This is a genomic window from Dactylosporangium sp. NPDC051087, from assembly GCF_055586325.1.
The window spans coordinates 158,371-175,380 of sequence record NZ_JBVJIJ010000012.1 but is presented as its reverse complement, the minus strand read 5'-3'; the positions used below and the strand labels follow the sequence as shown (position 1 = coordinate 175,380).

Annotated in this window: 17 protein-coding genes; 10 read left to right on the top strand and 7 right to left on the bottom strand. The window is 75.2% G+C overall.

The window, feature by feature from the left end; translation table 11 throughout:
* The 3 genes from ACZ6TV_RS23820 to ACZ6TV_RS23810 all read right to left on the bottom strand — a co-directional run.
* On the bottom strand, positions 1 to 2,191 hold a 2,191-nt coding region (locus ACZ6TV_RS23820), incomplete at its 3' end, for a sensor histidine kinase (protein ID WP_465299431.1).
* Positions 2,192 to 2,265: 74 nt separating this feature from the next.
* The gene (locus ACZ6TV_RS23815; protein WP_465299430.1) at positions 2,266 to 2,754 is read right to left on the bottom strand and encodes a hypothetical protein; all 489 of its coding nucleotides are present in this window, start codon (positions 2,752 to 2,754) and stop codon (positions 2,266 to 2,268) included.
* A 154-nt stretch (positions 2,755 to 2,908) separates the two neighbouring features.
* A complete protein-coding gene (locus tag ACZ6TV_RS23810) occupies positions 2,909 to 3,385 on the bottom strand; it encodes a MarR family winged helix-turn-helix transcriptional regulator (RefSeq protein WP_465299429.1) in 477 nt (158 codons plus the stop codon).
* An 81-nt stretch (positions 3,386 to 3,466) separates the two neighbouring features.
* Here ACZ6TV_RS23810 and ACZ6TV_RS23805 point away from each other — a divergent pair, with 81 nt between their 5' ends.
* On the top strand, positions 3,467 to 3,901 hold the full coding sequence (locus ACZ6TV_RS23805; RefSeq protein WP_465299428.1) for a redoxin domain-containing protein: 435 nt from the start codon (positions 3,467 to 3,469) through the stop codon (positions 3,899 to 3,901).
* Between the two features lie 242 nt (positions 3,902 to 4,143).
* Complete coding sequence (locus ACZ6TV_RS23800) at positions 4,144 to 5,553, top strand: DHA2 family efflux MFS transporter permease subunit (RefSeq protein ID WP_465299581.1); 1,410 nt, start codon at positions 4,144 to 4,146, stop codon at positions 5,551 to 5,553.
* 66 nt (positions 5,554 to 5,619) lie between these two features.
* Here ACZ6TV_RS23800 and ACZ6TV_RS23795 read toward each other — a convergent pair whose 3' ends face one another.
* Together ACZ6TV_RS23795 and ACZ6TV_RS23790 are read right to left on the bottom strand one after the other, a co-directional pair.
* Complete coding sequence (locus tag ACZ6TV_RS23795; protein ID WP_465299427.1) at positions 5,620 to 6,381, bottom strand: SDR family NAD(P)-dependent oxidoreductase; 762 nt, start codon at positions 6,379 to 6,381, stop codon at positions 5,620 to 5,622.
* Positions 6,382 to 6,543: 162 nt separating this feature from the next.
* Positions 6,544 to 8,049: an ankyrin repeat domain-containing protein gene (locus tag ACZ6TV_RS23790; protein ID WP_465299426.1), complete on the bottom strand. Its 1,506-nt coding sequence runs from the start codon at positions 8,047 to 8,049 to the stop codon at positions 6,544 to 6,546.
* A gap of 170 nt (positions 8,050 to 8,219) precedes the next feature.
* On the opposite strand from ACZ6TV_RS23790, the gene ACZ6TV_RS23785 reads away from it, so the two are divergent.
* From ACZ6TV_RS23785 to ACZ6TV_RS23760, 6 genes are read left to right on the top strand one after another with little or no spacing between them, the layout of a single operon-like run.
* Complete coding sequence (locus ACZ6TV_RS23785; protein ID WP_465299425.1) at positions 8,220 to 8,870, top strand: cupin domain-containing protein; 651 nt, start codon at positions 8,220 to 8,222, stop codon at positions 8,868 to 8,870.
* Positions 8,867 to 9,886 carry a hypothetical protein gene (locus tag ACZ6TV_RS23780; protein ID WP_465299424.1) on the top strand — a complete coding sequence of 340 codons (1,020 nt, stop codon included), beginning with the start codon at positions 8,867 to 8,869 and terminating at the stop codon, positions 9,884 to 9,886. Before ACZ6TV_RS23785 ends, ACZ6TV_RS23780 begins: the two co-directional genes overlap by 4 nt.
* Complete coding sequence (locus ACZ6TV_RS23775) at positions 9,883 to 10,680, top strand: hypothetical protein (protein ID WP_465299423.1); 798 nt, start codon at positions 9,883 to 9,885, stop codon at positions 10,678 to 10,680. Before ACZ6TV_RS23780 ends, ACZ6TV_RS23775 begins: the two co-directional genes overlap by 4 nt.
* A gap of 22 nt (positions 10,681 to 10,702) precedes the next feature.
* Positions 10,703 to 11,218, top strand: coding sequence for a hypothetical protein (locus ACZ6TV_RS23770; RefSeq protein WP_465299422.1), 516 nt, complete (start codon positions 10,703 to 10,705; stop codon positions 11,216 to 11,218).
* 14 nt (positions 11,219 to 11,232) lie between these two features.
* Complete coding sequence (locus ACZ6TV_RS23765) at positions 11,233 to 12,951, top strand: asparagine synthetase B family protein (RefSeq protein WP_465299421.1); 1,719 nt, start codon at positions 11,233 to 11,235, stop codon at positions 12,949 to 12,951.
* Positions 12,948 to 14,297, top strand: a complete 1,350-nt coding sequence (locus ACZ6TV_RS23760) for an aldehyde dehydrogenase family protein (RefSeq protein ID WP_465299420.1) — start codon at positions 12,948 to 12,950, stop codon at positions 14,295 to 14,297. The genes ACZ6TV_RS23765 and ACZ6TV_RS23760 overlap by 4 nt, the downstream gene beginning before the upstream one ends.
* Here the strand turns inward: ACZ6TV_RS23760 and ACZ6TV_RS23755 are convergent.
* A complete protein-coding gene (locus ACZ6TV_RS23755; RefSeq protein WP_465299419.1) occupies positions 14,275 to 15,009 on the bottom strand; it encodes a class I SAM-dependent methyltransferase in 735 nt (244 codons plus the stop codon). The two genes, ACZ6TV_RS23760 and ACZ6TV_RS23755, sit on opposite strands and share 23 nt — an antisense overlap.
* 17 nt (positions 15,010 to 15,026) lie before the next feature.
* Between ACZ6TV_RS23755 and ACZ6TV_RS23750 the strand changes: the two genes are divergently transcribed.
* The gene (locus ACZ6TV_RS23750; RefSeq protein ID WP_465299418.1) at positions 15,027 to 15,491 is read left to right on the top strand and encodes a helix-turn-helix transcriptional regulator; all 465 of its coding nucleotides are present in this window, start codon (positions 15,027 to 15,029) and stop codon (positions 15,489 to 15,491) included.
* 5 nt (positions 15,492 to 15,496) lie between these two features.
* Positions 15,497 to 15,907 carry a VOC family protein gene (locus ACZ6TV_RS23745; RefSeq protein WP_465299417.1) on the top strand — a complete coding sequence of 137 codons (411 nt, stop codon included), beginning with the start codon at positions 15,497 to 15,499 and terminating at the stop codon, positions 15,905 to 15,907.
* A gap of 454 nt (positions 15,908 to 16,361) precedes the next feature.
* On the opposite strand, the gene ACZ6TV_RS23740 is transcribed toward ACZ6TV_RS23745, so the two are convergent.
* Entirely contained in the window at positions 16,362 to 16,880 is a 519-nt protein-coding gene (locus tag ACZ6TV_RS23740) for a hypothetical protein (RefSeq protein WP_465299416.1), read from the bottom strand.
* Positions 16,881 to 17,010: the final 130 nt, after the last annotated feature.

Genomic DNA, 17,010 nt, shown 5'->3' with positions numbered 1-17,010 from the left:
GTGTGCCGTTCGTCTGTGCGGCGAATGTGGGGTTCGTCTGTGCGATGGGCGCACCGTTCAACTGTGCGACGGGCGCGCCGTTAGTCTCTGCGACGGGCGCGTCGCGCGTCTCAGCGGCAGGCGCGTCGCCGGCGCCGGCCGACTCGAGCAGGGCCGAGGTGTGGCGCAGGACCTGGTCGCGCAGGCCGTCGGCGATGCGGGCCCGCTCGTCGCGGGCGGCGCGGACGGCCCGGTCGGCGACCTCGCGCAGCGCGGCCCGGTCCCGCCGGTCCGCGCGGGCCTGGTGCCGGGCGACGAGCAGCCCCGCCAGCCACCACGGCACGATGATCAGGCTCAGCGCGGCGCCGGTCAGCCCGGTGACGAGCACGACGCCGGCCGGCCACAGCTGCGGCGGCCCGTCGCCGGCGCCGAGGTCCGCGGGGCGCGCGAACCTGACGACCAGCACGACGGCACCCACGGCACCAGCGGCGACCGCGGCGAGCCAGCCGAAGGCGGGACGGCGGGGCTCGTGCCGGCCGACCGCGTAAACGGCGCCGACGATCCCGCCGAGAGCGAGGGGCACCACGACCCCGAACCCTGTCGCGCCAGGCACCAGCCGCGCCACGACGCCACCGGCGAGCACGGCGGCCAGCATCACCGCGAGGACCACGACCGGCGCCCGGCGCCGCCACCACAACGCTCCACAGTAGACACTCAGGAACAGTGCCGTCATGCCCGCGTCACCGGCCCCCGCGAACAGCGGCCCGGCGCCCTCCTCGGCCCACGCGACCGCGCCGGCGAACACGGGCAGCCCGGCCGCGACGAGCACCAGCAGCCCGTCGAGCACCCGCCCACCCGGCCGCCGCGCCGGTGCGACCATCGCCGGCGCGGCGATGGCGCCCCCGTCCGCGCCGGGGCCGTCCACGCCGGGGCCGTCCGCGCCGGGGCCGGGACCGCCGTTCGTGGTGGGCAGGACCGCGCGCACGGACCAGCCGCCGGACGGCCCCGGCCCGGCTGTGACGGTGCCGCCGAGGCGCGCGGCCCGGGCCCGCATGCCGGGGATACCGGCGCCCGACCCGAGGTCGAAGCCACTCGCACCCCCGGCACCGTCGTCGTCGACGGTCACGGTCACCACACCGTCGGTGCCGGCGACCCGGACGAAGACCTGTGCCCCCGGCGCATACCGCAACGCGTTCGTCAGCGCTTCCCGCACGATCTGATGCACCGCCCCACCGACCTCCGGAGGCAGGCCCGCAGCGGTGCCCGCAGCCGGGTCCGGGGGCAGGTCCGGGGCCAGGTCCACGTGCAGCTGCGGGCGCAGGCCGAGGCGGGCGAAGCCGGCGACCAGGTCCGGCAGGCCGGCGATGCCCGCCGGGCGTGACGGGTCGGCGCGGCCGGCGAGGGCGACCAGGTGGTGCAGGGACCTCGACGCGGCGCGGCCGGCGGTGCGGGCCACGTCGAGGGCCTGGGTGGCGCTCGCCGGGTCGCCGAGCCGTTGCGCGGCGGCGAGCTGGACGACCACGGCGGTGAGGTGGTGCGCGGAGACGTCGTGGAGCTCCTGGCTGAGCCGTTCGCGTTCATGGGCGGCGGCGGCGCGTTCGTGCTCGGCCGCGGCGGCGACGTGGACGCGGATCGCCTCGCTGCGGGCGGTCCGGCGGCGGCGGGAGCGGCCGAAGACGACGACGGCGGCGTACGCGGCCGCGGTGAGCAGGGCGTCGGCGGCGGCGGTCATCGCGTCCACCCCGCCGAACACGTCGCCGAGCGGTCCGGTGAGTGTGTCCCAGCCGATGAGCGTGTCCCGCCCGGTCGCCGGGTCGGGGCGGACGAGCACGTCGGCGGCGAGCGTGGACACGACGGTGCCGGCGGCGGCGCAGGCGACGCTGACCCGCAGCGTGCGGCGGGCGGCGAGCGCGTACAGGGCGAACAGGTCCCCGAACGGCACGATCAGCGCCTGGTCCTGCAGCCCGGCGGGCGAGATGCAGCTCACCGCGGCCAGGGTCGCCGCCCAGGCCGGGACGGGCGCGACGGAGCGCAGGCTCAGCGCCACGGCGACGGCGGCGGTGAGGGCCGTGAGCCGCCAGGCCTGGCCGGCGTCGACGGCCGCGCCGAACGCGAGGGGGCCGAGCGGCCACGCGAGGAGCTGCGCGGCGGCGACGGCGAGGGGCAGCTGGACCTCCCTGGCCCACCGGATCCGCCCGCCCACCTCGTCCATGGCGAGAGGCTATCGCCCGTGGGCGGCGCCCCGGTCATCCCCGAGACGGAGGCCGTCTCCGCCCTGGGGTGGTGTCAGGTCACCGACGGCGGCGTTGGTGTCAGGTCACCTACGGCGTCGGCGTAGTACGTGCTGCCGAGGTGGAACGCGACCTGACGCAGCGTCCACGCGTCGCCCTCGGCCAGGTCGAGCCGCTCGTCGTCCAGGCCGCGCAGGCGCAGCGCCCAGATCATGGCCAGGCGGGTGAGCCGGGCGGCGGCCTCGTCGGCGTCGGCGGCGGTGAACGCGGCCAGGTCGCCGGGCGTCGTCACCGCGGACGCGTGCCAGTGGTCGGGCGGCGGGGTCTCGCCGGCGAGGCGGGCCTCGAGTTCGGCCAGGTGGTCGACGAGGTGGTCGGCGAGCCGGCGGACCGCCTTGTGCGGCGTGTACACCCGGTCGCCGGCGGGGATCGGCCGCCCGTCCCACGCGGGCCAGGTCCGGGCCAGCGCGACCGCGTGTGCCACGGCGTGCTCGATGACGGCGGCGGGGTCACGGCCGTCGGTGACTGGGATGTCGTCGCTCATGCGGGCGAGGCTAGGCCCGCAACGGTTCGGCCTGCCCCGAACCAAGGCCCGCCCCGAACCAAGGCGAACTCCGAACCAAGGCGCGCCCCGAACCACAACCCGCACCGAAACCACCGCCCGGACCGAAACCACGGCGCGCACCGGCGGGGTGCGGTCAGGCGAAGCGGATGTGGACGGGGCTGGTGGCGGCGGCCGTCTCGGGGGCGAAGGCGAACGCGGCCAGCGCCGTGCGGACGACGCCGAGGGTGTCGGCGCCGACAAGGTCGGCCCAGGCCCGCTCGACGGCCGCCCCGGCGCTCCGCATCGCGTCGACGGCGCGCCGGCCGTCGGCGGTGAGCTGCAGGTGGCGCACCCGGCCGTCGGCGACGGCCGCCTGCCGCTCGAGGAGGCCCTCGGCGTGCAGGGTGGCGCAGATCTTGCTGATCGCCTGGGTGGTCATGCCGAGGCGGTCGGCGAGCTGGGTGACGGTGTCGAGGCCGTCGCCGATGAACAGCATGGTGAGCGACTGCGACGGGGTCAGGTGGCCGTACCCCACGGTGGACAGCTGGCCGAGCAGGTTGCGCACGATGCGCTCGCAGCAGGCGGCCAGCAGCACGCCCAGGTCCTGCTCGGCACGGTCGACCGGACTCATGCCAGGAACCTTACCGGGCCTTGACTCCGTAACCCAGATGCGTATCTAATTTACGTAACTCAGTTACCCATAGGAGGAGTCATGCAGGTCGAGACCGATCGAGTCGCGTTCACCGACAGCACCGGCGCCGAGGTCACGGTGGCCGATCTCCGCGGCGGCACGCGGGGCGTCGCGCTGTACTTCATCCGGGCGGCCGGCTGCGCCATCTGCGTCCGGCACGTCAAGGACCTCGCCGGGCTGCGGCTCGACGCCCGCGACGTGACCCCGGTCGTCGTCGTCCCCGGCGGCGAGGCGCAGGCCGCCCGGATCCGCCGGGTCGCCGGCCCGGTCCGGGTGGTGTCGTCGGCCGGCGCCGAGGCGCACCACACCGTCGGGCTGCCCCGCGCGATGCTGGTCCAGCAGAGCGGCACCCTGCTCATCGACGCCAAGGGCGACGTCCGCTACCGCGTCGCCGCCACCCTCCCCACGGGCGGCTTCGACGCGGCCGCCCTGTCCGGCGCCGTCGACACCCTGTGACCCGCGCGTCCGTGTGATCCCGGGAACAGCACAGGGGCGGCGGCTCAACTCCCGCGGTTCCCGCCCGATGCGGAGGGCACGTCCACACCCTGCCGAACCGGGAGCCACCATTGAGCACCACGACCGACCGACGCGTGCCCGCCGCCAGGCACGCCGGCGCACCTCCGGCGCCCACGACCGGGCCGCGGAAGGCGGCGGCACCGTCGCCGGAGGCGGGCAACGGCCGGTGGTGGGCGCTGGTCGTGCTCGCGATGGCGCAGCTCATGGTGGTCCTCGACGCCACGATCGTGAACATCGCCCTGCCGACGGCGCAGCACGACATCGGGTTCAGCGACAACGGGCGGCAGTGGGTCGTCACCGGGTACGCGCTCGCGTTCGGCAGCCTGCTGCTGCTCGGCGGGCGGCTGTCGGATCTGTTCGGCCGCAAGCGGATGTTCCTCATCGGCCTGACCGGGTTCGCGCTCGCGTCGGCGCTCGGCGGGGCGGCGCAGGGGCTGCCCATGCTGATCGTCGCCCGGGCCCTGCAGGGCGCGTTCGGTGCGGCGCTCGCGCCGGCCGCCCTGTCGCTGCTGTCGATCACGTTCCCGGACCCGAAGGAACGCGGCAAGGCGTTCGGCGTCTACGGGGCGATCTCCGGCGCCGGCGGTGCCGTGGGGCTGCTGCTCGGCGGGGTGCTGACCGAGTACGCGTCGTGGCGCTGGTGCCTGTACGTCAACCTCATCATCGCCGCCGTCGCGGTGGCCGGTGGGCTGCTCAAGCTGCGTGACGAGCCGGCCCGCGCCGGTGGCCGCATCGACGTGCCCGGTGCGGTGACCGCCGTCATCGGCCTGGTGTCGCTGGTGTACGGCCTGGGCAACGCCGAGTCCGACGGGTGGGACGACGTCATGACGCTCGGCCCGGTCGCGCTGGGCGTGCTCGTGCTCATCGCGTTCGTCGCCATCGAGCGCCGGGTCGCGCACCCGCTGCTGCCGATGCGGGTCGTGCTGGACCGCAACCGCGGCGGCTCCTACGCCGCGGTCGGTATCGCCGGCGCCGGCATGTTCGGCATCTTCCTGTTCCTCACCTACTACATGACCGGCGTGCTGGGCTTCACCCCGATCCAGACCGGCTGCGCGTTCCTGCCGATGCTCGCCGCGATCATGCTGTCCGCGACGACCGCCGGCTCGATCCTGACCCCGCGCATCGGGCCGCGCCCGCTCGTCCCGCTCGGCGCGTTCGTCGCCGCCGGCGGCATGCTGTTCATGACGCGGCTCGACCTGCACTCCACGTACGCCGGCGGGGTGCTGCCCGGCCTGCTCGTCATCGGCCTCGGGATGGGCCTCATCTTCGCCCCGACGCAGAACGCCGCGACCTCCGGCGTCGCCCACGCCGACGCCGGCGTCGCGTCGGCGATGATCAACACGACGCAGCAGATCGGCGGGTCGATCGGCACGGCGCTGCTGAGCTCGTTCGCGGCGAGCGCGGCGTCGGGCTTCATGGCCGGCAGGTCGCCGACGCCGCAGCTGGCCGCGCAGGCCGCCGTCGAGAGCTACCACACGGTGTTCTGGTGGTCCGCCGGGTTCTTCCTGCTGTGCGCCGTCGTCTCGGCCGTGCTCTTCCGCACCGGCCCGCTGGACGTCGACCCGGACGCGCCCCGCGCCATGGCCCACTGAAGACCCTGACGGAAAACGCCCCCGCCGGCCGGCGGGGGCGTTTTCCGTGGGTGACGCGGTGCCCCGTCAGCGCGGCGAGGCGCCGCCGTCGAGGTCCAGCGTGGACCCGGTGACGAAGCCGGCCTCCACCGACGCCAGGTAGACGGCGGCCGCGGCCACCTCGGCGGCGGTCCCGCCGCGGCCCAGCGGCAGCGAGGCCACCGTCGCGTCGCGGCGCTCCCGGGTGCTGAAGGTGGCGTGGAAGTCGGTGTCGCCGATGTACCCGGGGGCGAGGGCGTTGACGGTGATGTGGTCCGGCGCGAGCTCCTTCGCCAGCCCCTTGGTGAGCCCGATGATCCCGGCCTTCGCCGCGGCGTACGCGACCGCGCCGGGTCCGCCGCCGTTGTGCCCGGCCAGCGACGCCATCGTGATGATCCGCCCGGCGTCGGAGCCGCGCAGCGCCGGCAGCGCGGCGCGGACGGTGCGGAACGTCGCGGTCAGGTTGACGTCGGTCACCTTCGCGAAGTGCTCGTCGCTCATGTCGGCGACGGCGACCCGCCCGACCAGGTGCCCGGCGTTGCAGACGAGGATGTCGAGCCCGCCGAGGAAGCCGGTCGCGGTGTCGACGAGCGCGTCCACCTGCCCGGTCTGCGTCACGTCCGCCTGTACCGCGGTCGCCCGCTGCCCCATCCCGGCGATGCGGTCCACGACGGCGGCGGCCCGCTCCGCGGAACGGCCGTAGTGCACGACGACGTCCGCGCCGTGCTCGGCGAGGGCGACCGCGACGGCGGCGCCGATGCCGTGCCCGGCGCCCGTGACGAGCGCGAGGCGCCCGGTGAGATCGAACATGCCGCCACCCTTTCCCGTTCTCGGGCGGCGGGAACCGGCCGGCCCTGCTGAGATTCTGCACGGTACGGATGCCGCCGGGAGGCCAGGGTCGACGCGGGTGCTGTCGTGGGCCGGTGCACTGCTGCTCGCCGGGTGCGGCGGATCCGCGCGCCCGGGCGTCGTTCAGGCGCCGAGCAGGCCGGCCGTCTCGTCGCGGCGGCCGGCCGGCGCGAAGTCCAGCGGCACGCGCCCCTCCGCGTCCTCGGCGGCCGGGTCGGCGCCCGCGGCGAGCAGCGCCAGGATCAGCGACCGCGACCCGCCCCGCCGCACGGCCAGGTGCAGCGGGGTCCGGCCAGTGCGGTCGCGGGCGTCGACGCCGAGCCCGGCGGCGAGCAGCCGGTCCAGGATCCGCAGCCGCGCGTCGCCGGGGAACAGCCACGGCAGCAGGTGCAGCAGCGTCCGGCCGCTCGGGTCCAGCATCGCCGGGTCCAGGCCGGCGTCCAGGAGCGCCTCGAGGTTCCCGGCCTCGCCGTGCATGACGTACCGCAGCAGCTGCTTGCGCACGTCCACCAGCGCCGTCGGCAGCCAGCCGCCGCGGGTCCGCCAGCCGTGCGCCGCGACCGCGCAGCCGGGCTCGACCCTGCCCGCGAGGGCCTGCAGCGCCCGCTCCCGCCGCAGGTCCGCCGGCGGATGCGGCACGTGCAGCCCGCCGTCGCGGATGACGATCTCGTGCCGCTCGCCGCCGCAGTTGATCGTCACCGGCCCGGGCAGCACCGCCGGGGCGGGCCCGGTGGGGGTGTCCCGGCCGGGGAACAGCGCCGCGCCGACGAGCGGGTGCAGCTGCGCCGGGTCCGCGCCGCCGCGCAGCTCGTCCAGGACCGCCGGCCATTGCCAGGCCGCGTGCGGCAGCGCCGGTACACCGTCCGGCGGGCCGTTGTGGGCGGGCACGACCCGCACCCGGGGCCGCGGCTCGCCGAGCCGGTCGACGATCAGCGCTATGAACGACGGCATCGGCACGGTCACCGCTTCGGCGCCCGTCGCGCCGGCCAGGTCCCGGGCCCGTTCGGCGAGCACGGTGAGTCCCGGGCGGAAGTGCCGCAGCAGGTGCACGGGCGCGGCGAGGTCGAACCCGGCCTCGTCCCACGCCTCGCCGACCCGGCCCGCGTCGAGGAGCCGCGCGACGCGTTCGGTGCGCCCCTCGTGGTCGTCGCCGCCCACCGCGGTCAGCGGGGCGCCGGCCGCGGTGAAGAACGGCAGCCGGTGCCGCCCGCCGCAGCGCCGCAGCAGCAGCCCGGCGCACCGGCTGTCCCAGCGTTCCCGGCTCAGGTGCAGCCCGCGCCCGGCGTCGGCCGCGCCGACCGCCCCGAACCGCAGCCGCAGCCGCTGGGGCTGGTCCGTCGCGCTGGGCCCGCACACGAACAGCCCGGTGCCGTCCGGGTACAGCGTCAGGGGGGTCACCACCCGGCTGCCGCCGAGCGGCTCGGCGGTGGCCGGCAGGTGCCAGCGCAGCAGATCGGGCACGAGGTGTGCGAGGTCCCCGGCGACCGGGGCCCGGTGCTCACCGGGGACGGCCGCGAGGTCCAGCTCGACGGCGACGTTCGCCGCCGCGCACGCGCCCCGCCAGTCCCCCGCGAGCCGCCGCCCGGTGGCCGCGTCGATCATGTCCGCGGGCACGCCGTAGCGCCGCACAGCCGCTCCTTCCCCCAGGGCCTCCCCCAGAGCTTCGCCAGGACTTCACCTGGTCTTTCCCTGGCCGGGCGGGACGATCCTGACATCCCCCGGCGGGACCCGCCGATTGCCGTCAGGCAGGTTGCCGGTGCGGCTGGAAACAGTAGTGCGGGTTTCGTACAGTGCGCAGTGTGAAGGGCGACGAGGTGCTGCCGGCGGGCGTCGAGGTGTATGCGTTGACCGCCGACGGCACCGCGCTGCTGACGTCCAGGACCGGGCGCGGGGACCTGCTCGACCCGGGCGAGCTGCTGCCGTTCATCGACCAGGGGCAGTTCGCGAGATATCTGGTCGGGGACGCGCAGACGTCGCCGGAGCGGCCGAGCAACGCGACGTACAAGCTGGGCCTGATGCGGGGGCACAGCGCGTTCACGCCGCACGCGCACGGCGGCGAGCACTTCGTGCTGAGCCTGGGCTACGCGGCGTGCGGGCTCTACGACGAGCAGCGGCAGGAGGCGGTCTCGGTGCGGCTCACGCCCGGCGTCATGATCCGCATCCCGGCGCTGCTGCCGCACTCGTTCGCCAACCGGGGCGACGGCCGGTTGCTGATCCTGGCCGCCAACACCGGGTTCGGCATCGACCACGAGGACTACGCGATCACCGCCGAGGAGGCCGAGCGCCGCGCCGCCGCGGAGCCCGCCGACGGCGGCGGACCGGACTTCCCGGCGCTCGCGAAGGCGTTGCGCGCCGTCGGTGAGCGGCGGGCACCAGGTGGGATGAGCTGGCGGGAGCGCGCGGCCCGGGCCGCCCGCCGTCTCGCCGTGCGTCTGGAGGGATCGGCATGATCTGCCCGCACTGCACCACCAACCTCAAGCGCCGCGACCGCACCGGCAGCCGCTGCGGCAGCTGCAAGAAGCCGTTCGTGTTCGACCCGAAGGGCAACACCCTCGCGCTGCACGACGTGAAGGTGCGGCGGCTCACCGCGAAGCTCGGCGAGGGCGGCCACTGGTACACCACGACCCAGCTCTGGTATGCCGCCGCCCGCAAGACCAACAAGGGCGGCGCGGGCAGCGGCGCCGGGTGCGGGATCGTCGTGCCGATCATCATCGGATCGGTACTGCTCGCCGTCGGCCTCACCGGCGGCCCCACCCCCCTGGCGGTCGTCGGGGTGGTGCTGCTGCTCATCAGCGCGACCGTCATCGGGCTGCGGCTCGCCGGCGTCTTCAAACGCGAGGTGGCGGTGAAGATGCCGCTGCAGGAGTTCCGCAAGGAGATCATCGGCGGCTGGGCGCGCGTCTACGGCAAGCCGCCCGGCGGGATCGTCGACGAGCCGCACGTGCGGCCGGGCCCGCCGCCCGCGCAGCCGGCGTTCGCGATCCTCTGCCCCGACCTGTCGGTCCTCGCCTGCCTGCGGGTCAACGACGTCGAGCGCCGGTTCGCCGCCGCGCTCGCCGCGAACGTCGCCGAGCTGCCGGCCGGGACACCGGTGGCGGTGCTGCACGACGCGAGCCTCGACGGTGAGGTGTTCCTCGCGACGGCCAAGCACGAGCTGCGCGGCCGCCGCGTCGTCGACCTCGGCCTGCGCCCCCGCGCGATCCTCGCCGCGAAGGACCCGTTCAAGCTGCGGACGAAGGCCCGGCAGCCGGAGCGGATCGCGTGGCTCAGGACGCAGACCGACCTGACGCCGAAGGAGCTGGACTGGCTCGGCGAGGGCTGGTCGTCGCCGGTCGCGGCGCTGCGCCCCGCGCAGCTGCTCGCACGGGTCGAGAAGGTCGCCGCGCACCTGCGCAAGGCGAGCACGCCCGACCGGGACGAGAAGGCCGCCATGGCGGTCGGCTTCATGACCTGGCCCGGACAGTGAGCGTCGTCGACCGGGCCCTCGCCGCGGCCGTCGCACGCGCGGGCGCCCCGGGACGGATCCGGTTCACCCGCCGGCAGCTGTACTACGAGCTGTGCCGCGGCCTGATGCCGTTGCACCGGCTGCCCCGCCGGGTCAGGTTCACGCTGCCCGCCCCGGTCGGCCACGCCCGGTTCCTGGCGGCCCTGCAGCGGCACGGCCCGGTCCCCGGGCTCCTCGACGACCCGGCGACCCGGGCCGCGCCACCGGCAGCGGGTGACGACGTGCCCGACCTGTACGACTACGGCCTGCCCCGCCTGCTGGTCTGCCAGGACGCGGGGATCGCCGGGATGCTGCTCGCCAACGAGCTGCACATGGAGTCGGCGTGCCCGGTGTTCGCGCTGCGCGACCTGCCGCTCGACCCGCGCCTCACCGCCGCGCTGCGACGCACCGGCGACGCCACCGTCTTCGTGCTGCACGACGCGAGCGCCGCCGGCTACACCGCCGTCGACGACGTCCGCCGGTGGGCCGGTGACCTGCGGGTCCACCCGCTCGGGCTGCGCCCGGCGCACGCCGCCGCGCTGCACCTCACCGCCGGCGCCCGCGACCGCGCCGACCTCCCGGAGCTGCCCGCCGGGCTGGAGCCGTGGGAGGTGCGCCGGCTGCGGGCCGGGCACACCGTGGAGGTCGCCGCCGTCAACCCGGCCCGGCTGCTGCGCACCGTGCACCGCCTCGTCCGGGGCCAGTCCCGGACGCGTCGCAGGACCCGCCTGCGCCAGCTCCAGGCCGCGGGCTTCATGACCTGGCCGGCAGCATGACCGGCCGCATGACAGGAGTGCTGTGAGCCAGTACCGGGAGATCCAGTACACCGACGAGCTCCTCGCCGACCGCAGCGTGCACCGCCGCTTCGCCGACGGCCGTCAGGAGTGGCGCCGCCGCGCCGGCGACCACTACGTGCAGTGGCAGGACAACTCCGGCCGCAGCGGCGTCGACGAGATCCTCGGCGACCGCATCATCAAACGGACGTACACGACCGGTCAGGTCGTCTACGGCCGGGACCAGGGTTACGGCCGCACCGCGTGGGGCGACGGGACGCTGACGGTCAACCGGACGTCGTTCGGTGGCCGTACCGGCGCCATCCTCGCCGCCGTCGGCGCCGGGGCGCTGCTCGGCGCGGTCATCGCCCCGCCGCTGATGATGTCGCCCATGGAGGAGGACGAGCTGCGCCGCCAGGCCCAGCAGCAACAGCAGAACAACGGCGGCGGCGACGGCGGTGACGACGGGGGCGGCGGCGACAGCGGCAGCTGGAACGACGACGTCGACGGCGACAGCGGCTCCGACGACGACTTCGGCTGATCGGGGGTCCTCCTGTGCCACGCATCGCAGCGACGCTCGGCGACCCGGGGGCGTTGACCGCTCTCGGCGCCCGGCAGGTCACCGTGGCGGGCCCCGCCGCGCTCGGGTTCGTGGACGGCGAGCCGGGCTTCGCCGAGGGACCCTGGACCGCCGGGCCGCTGCACGCGGTCGGCGAGGTCGTCCTGCACAACCGCGCGGAGCTGCTCGCCGCCCTCGCCAGGGCCGGGGACCCCGCCGCGCCGGAGACGCCCGACGGTCTGCTGCTGCTCCTCGTGTACCGGAGTCTCGGCGCCGGCGGGGTCAGGGCCGCCGACGGCATGTTCGTCATGCTCGTCGCCGACGGCCCGGACCTCGTCGTCATCCGCGACCACGTCGGCGCCCGGACGGTCTTCCACGCGAGAGCCGGCGGCGCGTGGGCCGCGTCGACGTCGCTGCGCGCGCTGCGGCACTGGCCGGGCCTGGACACGGGCCTCAACCTGGGCGCGGTCCGGTCGTTCCTCACCTTCGCCTATCTGCCCGGCGACGAGACCCTCCTCCGCGGCGTCCACGAGGTCCTCCCCGGCAGGATCGTGCGGCTGCGCGCCGGCGGCACCGCCCACGAGGAGGTGTTCTGGGAGGCCACCGAGGCCGTCGACGAGGCCACCACCGCCGGCGGGCACGCCGCGACCCTGCGGGCGCTGCTGGAGCGGGCCACCAGCATCCGGCTGCCCGCCGCCGAACCCGCCGCGGTCCTGCTGTCCGGCGGCGTCGACAGCAGCCTCGTGACCGCCCTCGCCGCGAAGCTGCACGACCAGGAGGTCCGCACCTACTCGATCAGCTTCGGTCATGAGCTGCCCAACGAGCTGGCGTACTCGGGGCTCGTCGCCGCCCACTGCAACACCCGCCACCAGGTGCTCAGCGTCTCCGGCGACGCGGTCGCCGCCCGGCTCGCGGACACCGTCGCGCTGCTGGACAGCCCCGTCGGCGACCCGCTCACCGTGCCCAACCTGATGCTCGCCGAAGCGGTCGCCGGCGACGGGATGAGCGTCGTGCTCAACGGCGAGGGCGGCGACCCCGTGTTCGGCGGCCCGAAGAACCTGCCGATGCTGCTGTACGAGTTGCATCGCGACGACCCGGCACCGGCCGCGCGGTCCCTGGCCTACCTGCGGTCCTACCGCAAGTGCTACGGCGACCTGCCGGCGCTGCTGACCCGGGACACGCTGCGTGCCCTGGACGCCGAACCCGGGCCGGAGCGGTTCGTCGCGCCGTACCTGTCGCCGGGCACGATGCGCTCCCACCTCAACCGGCTGCTGCACTGCAACCTGCGGACCAAGGGCGCCCACCACATCCTGACCAAGGTCGAACGGCTGACCGCCGCCCGCGGCCTGCAAGGGCGGGCACCCTTGTTCGACCGGCAGGTGATCGACCACGCGTTCACCGTGCCGCCCCGGCTGAAGCTCGCCGGCACCGACGAGAAGTGGATCCTCAAGGAGGCCGTCCGGGACCTGCTGCCCGCGACGATCATCGACCGCCCGAAGAGCGGCATGCGGGTGCCGGTCCAGCAGTGGCTGAGCGGGCCGCTGCGGGAGCTCGCCGACGACGTGCTGCTCGGCAGCCGCACCAGCGGCCTGTTCGACCCGGTCACCATCCGCGCGTGGCTGCGCGGCGAGGGTGCGCTGCTGCCCCGCCAGGGCGGCAAGGTGTGGCTGGTGCTCACGCTCGAGCTCTGGCTGCGTGCCTACGATGTGGTGTGAACTTCGTTGACCTGACCGACCCCCGGACCGGCCAGGTCCGCACCAGCCTCGGCTGCGGCGGCCCCGCCGAGGTCACGGCCGCCGTCGCCACCGCCCGCGCCGCCGCGCCCGGGTGGGCCTCGCTCACCGCGAAGGAACGGTCGCACCGGCTCCTCGCGCTGGTCGCGCTCGTCGAGCAGCACCTCGACGACTACGTGCGGGCGGAGATCGCCGGGACCGGGAAGTCCCCGGCGGACGCCCGGGCCGAGGTGCTGAACTCCGCCGACGTGCTGCGCTTCTACGCCGGGGCGGTCCGCGCCGACCTGACCCCGGCCGCCGGGCACCTGCTGCCGGGCCGGGAGAGCTGGGTGCGCTGGGAGCCGCTCGGGGTCGTCGCGGCGATCGTACCGTGGAACTATCCGCTGCTCATGGCCGCGTGGCGGCTCGGGCCCGCGCTCGCCGCCGGCAACGCCGTCGTGCTGAAGCCGGCCGAGACGACCCCCGACACGGCGGTCCTGCTGGCCTCGCACGCCGATGCGACGCTCGGCGCGGGCGTGCTGGTCGCGCTGCCCGGCGACCGGGACACCGGCAGGCTCCTCGTCGGCGCGCAGGTCGACGCGGTCGCGTTCACCGGCAGCCAGGCCGGCGGGCTCGACGTCGTCGCCCGGGCCGGGTTGCGGCGGGTCAGCCTGGAGCTCGGCGGCAACTGCGCCGCGGTCGTCCTGCCCGACGCGCCCGCCGACACGTATGACGCGCTGGTCGGGGCGTGCACGTACAACGCCGGGCAGAGCTGCGCCGCGCCGGCCCGCGTCATCACGCTGCGCTCCCACCTGGACGAGACCGTCGCGCGCCTCGCCGACGCGATGCGGGCCCGGCGCGCCGGTCCCGACTTCGGACCGCTGAACAACCCGTCACAGGTGGCCCGGTTCGACGCGATCGTGTCCTCGTCGGCGGCCGGGACGCGGGTCGCCGGTCCCCTGGCGGTCGGCGCCGGTGAGGACGGAGGGTTCTGGCGGGCCGGGCTGATCCTGGCGGACCTGCCGGCGGACGACCCCGCGGTGACCGGGGAGATGTTCGGGCCCGCGCTGACCGTACAGGCGGCGGACGACCTCGACGGGGTGGTCACCCTCGCCAACTCGGTGCCGCAGGCCCTCGCGGCGAGCGTGTGGGGGACGGCGGTGGGGCCGTCACTGCGGCTCGCGCAGCGACTCGACTGCGGCGAGGTGTGGGTCAACTGCCACCTGGAGCAGACCGCGGAGCTGCCCCACGGCGGCCGGCGCGGCTCCGGGCACGGCACCGACCTGAGCGTCCTGGCGCTCACGGAGTACCAGCGCCCGAAAACGGTCACCGTGCGCGTTTCCGGCTGACGAACACGTATTCCAGCCCCGGGCGGTCGGGCGCGTCGCGGACGTCTCCCGTGGCGAACCCGGCCGCCTCCAGGGACCGCTCGATCTCGGGGCGGTCCCGGAAGCGCAGCGTCGAGTCGGAGCGCAGCGTCTCGCCGTCGCCGAAGGTGTACGTGCAGCTGAACGACACCAGCGGCGGGGCCACGGCGGTGACCTCGCACCGTTGCCGGACGACGCCGGCACCGGGCACGTCCCGCTCGACCGGCACCCAGTCCGTCGCCCAGCCCTCCCAGGCGCGCCTTTCGGGCCGCCGGGTCTCGAACACGAAGACGCCACCGTCGCGCAGGGCGTCGTGGATGCCCCGGACGGTGGCCGCCCAGGCGTCGTCGTCGAGGAAGACCTGGGCGACGTTGCCGGTCATCGTCGCCAGGTCGGCCTTCCCGGACATCCCGGTCAGGGTGGTGGCGTCGCCGTGGATCCAGGTGACGGCGCCGGCACCCGGCTTCCCCCGCGCCACGTCCAGTGACGCCCCGGCCGGGTCGACCGCCGTCACCGTGCGCCCGCTGCGGGCCAGCCGGAGCGCGAGCTCGCCCGTGCCGCAGCCGACGTCGAGCACCTGAGCGGCCCCGAACTCGTCCGCCACCGCCACGTACAGGTCCAGGTCCGGCCGGTCGTCTTCGAACGCGTCGTAGACGGCGGCCAGCCTCGGATGGGCGAAGATCGCGTCGGGCATCCCGCTACTGTGGCACGATGACGTCCCCTCAGCTGCGGGATCTCGCCCTGCTGCGGCGGGTCCGCGACCGGATCGACCGGGAGTATGCACAGCCGCTGGACGTGGAGGCCCTCGCCCGCGGCGTGCACATGTCCGCCGGGCACCTGAGCCGCGCGTTCCGGCAGGCGTACGGGGAGTCGCCGTACTCGTACCTGATGACCCGCCGCATCGAACGCGCGATGGCGATGCTGCGCCGCGGCGACCGCACCGTCACCGAGGTGTGCTTCGCCGTCGGCTGCTCGTCGCTGGGCACGTTCAGCACCCGCTTCACCGAGCTCGTCGGCATGCCGCCCAGCGCGTACCGGGCCCGCGCGGCCCTCGCGACGTCCGGCCTGCCCCCGTGCGTCGCCAAACGGGTGACCCGGCCGGTCAGGAACCCTCGTCCGGTCAGGAACCCCGTCAGGAATCAAGAAGCCGCGGCCGGCGCCGCCCGCCTAGCGTGACCGGTATGAGCATCAGCATCCAGGCCTCGTTCCTGCCCCACACGGACCCTGACGCGTCCCTCGCCTTCTACCGCGACCTCCTCGGCTTCGAGGTCCGCAACGACGTCGGCCACGAAGGCATGCGCTGGATCACGGTCGGCCCCGCCGGCCAGCCCGACACCGCCCTCGTCCTCGAGCCGGTCGCCGTCCCCGGCAGCGGCGTCACCGACGACGAACGCCGCACCATCACCGAGATGATGGCCAAGGGCACCTACTCCGGCGTGAACCTGGCCACCACCGACCTCGACGCCCTCTTCACCCGCCTCCAGTCCTCCGCCGCCGAAATCGTCCAGGAACCCACCGACCAGGACTGGGGCGTCCGCGACTGCGCCGTCCGCGACCCCGCCGGCAACCTGATCCGCATCCAGCAGCGCTAGCTGCGGCGCTGTGCCAGCTGCGGCGCAAGCGCCGCGGCGGGGGATTCTCACCCCGCACCCCCAATGCTCGCTGCGCTCGCACTGCCTGCGCGTGCCGCGCGGCAGCTTCCGCGCGTGCGCGCGGCATCCGGTGGCGTTCCCCACCAGCAAATATCACGGATGGCGACGGTCTCGTTACTCGACTGAAGATCGATTAGGTGGGCTGAGGTACGGTGCTTTTGTAAAGCGGTCGGCGCCGATCCGGGGTGTCGTCCGGCGACGCGGAGGCGTCGCCGGCTCCCCTGCGGCCCGGCTCGCTGGCCTTGGTCGACCCAATCACTCCCGGACGACGTGATCGCCCGCGCCCGTCACGTCGTCCGCGCGGCCGTCACACGGCCCGGCCGTCACACGGATTGCGCCGGACCCGGGGTCTGGACGAGGTCGACACCCCAGAGTTGCGCACGAGCCGTTCCAGTCAACCGCCGGCCCGCCGCGTGGTGTATGACCGCCGGTCGGCCTTTCGCGCCCCCAACGGCTGCGCACGGCGGTCCGGCGGCACTGGTCGGCTGGGCGCGGCGGGCTCGACTGTCGGCTGTGCGCGGCCGGTGACGTTGCGCGGAGTGACATTGAGCGCCTGCGCCAGCTCGCCGAGCGGCACGGCGCCTCCTCCGCTCATGCTCAGCCGGAGCAGCAGGTCGAACCCGCCCACGCTGAGCCCGCGCCCGGCCGCGCCCGCCGGACGCGCGAAAGCGATCCAGCGACCGAAATGCGGTCCGCGCGGAGCTGCTCGATCGCCGCGGCCTCGTCCGCCCGAGCCGCATGACGGCCGCGCGGGCACGTGATGAGCGGAGCGCAATTCAGACTTGCCTGCTGCGAGCCGGGGCCTCGGCGGATCGTATTTCGGTCGCTGGATCATTTTCGCGCGTCCGGCCAGCCCGAAACCCGCCGTCGCGCCGTCGAGGGTCTGGAAATTCACGGCCGTGAGGGTGGGCATGGCGCGAGGGTGGAAATAGTCAGCGATGATGCGGGCCGGCTGCGGCGCGGACGCCGCAGCCGGATCTCGCGTCGGACGGCCCGATGCCGTCACCATCCGAGCGAACCCGGCGGCGGACGCAAGCCACCGG

Bases quoted from the DNA above. Each gene is read 5' to 3' on its own strand.
- ACZ6TV_RS23815 (WP_465299430.1), bottom strand. From the start codon at position 2,754: ATGAGCGACGACATCCCAGTCACCGACGGCCGTGACCCCGCCGCCGTC.
- ACZ6TV_RS23810 (WP_465299429.1), bottom strand. From the start codon at position 3,385: ATGAGTCCGGTCGACCGTGCCGAGCAGGACCTGGGCGTGCTGCTGGCC.
- ACZ6TV_RS23805 (WP_465299428.1), top strand. From the start codon at position 3,467: ATGCAGGTCGAGACCGATCGAGTCGCGTTCACCGACAGCACCGGCGCC.
- ACZ6TV_RS23795 (WP_465299427.1), bottom strand. From the start codon at position 6,381: ATGTTCGATCTCACCGGGCGCCTCGCGCTCGTCACGGGCGCCGGGCAC.
- ACZ6TV_RS23780 (WP_465299424.1), top strand. From the start codon at position 8,867: ATGATCTGCCCGCACTGCACCACCAACCTCAAGCGCCGCGACCGCACC.
- ACZ6TV_RS23755 (WP_465299419.1), bottom strand. From the start codon at position 15,009: ATGCCCGACGCGATCTTCGCCCATCCGAGGCTGGCCGCCGTCTACGAC.
- ACZ6TV_RS23750 (WP_465299418.1), top strand. From the start codon at position 15,027: ATGACGTCCCCTCAGCTGCGGGATCTCGCCCTGCTGCGGCGGGTCCGC.
- ACZ6TV_RS23745 (WP_465299417.1), top strand. From the start codon at position 15,497: ATGAGCATCAGCATCCAGGCCTCGTTCCTGCCCCACACGGACCCTGAC.
- ACZ6TV_RS23740 (WP_465299416.1), bottom strand. From the start codon at position 16,880: ATGCCCACCCTCACGGCCGTGAATTTCCAGACCCTCGACGGCGCGACG.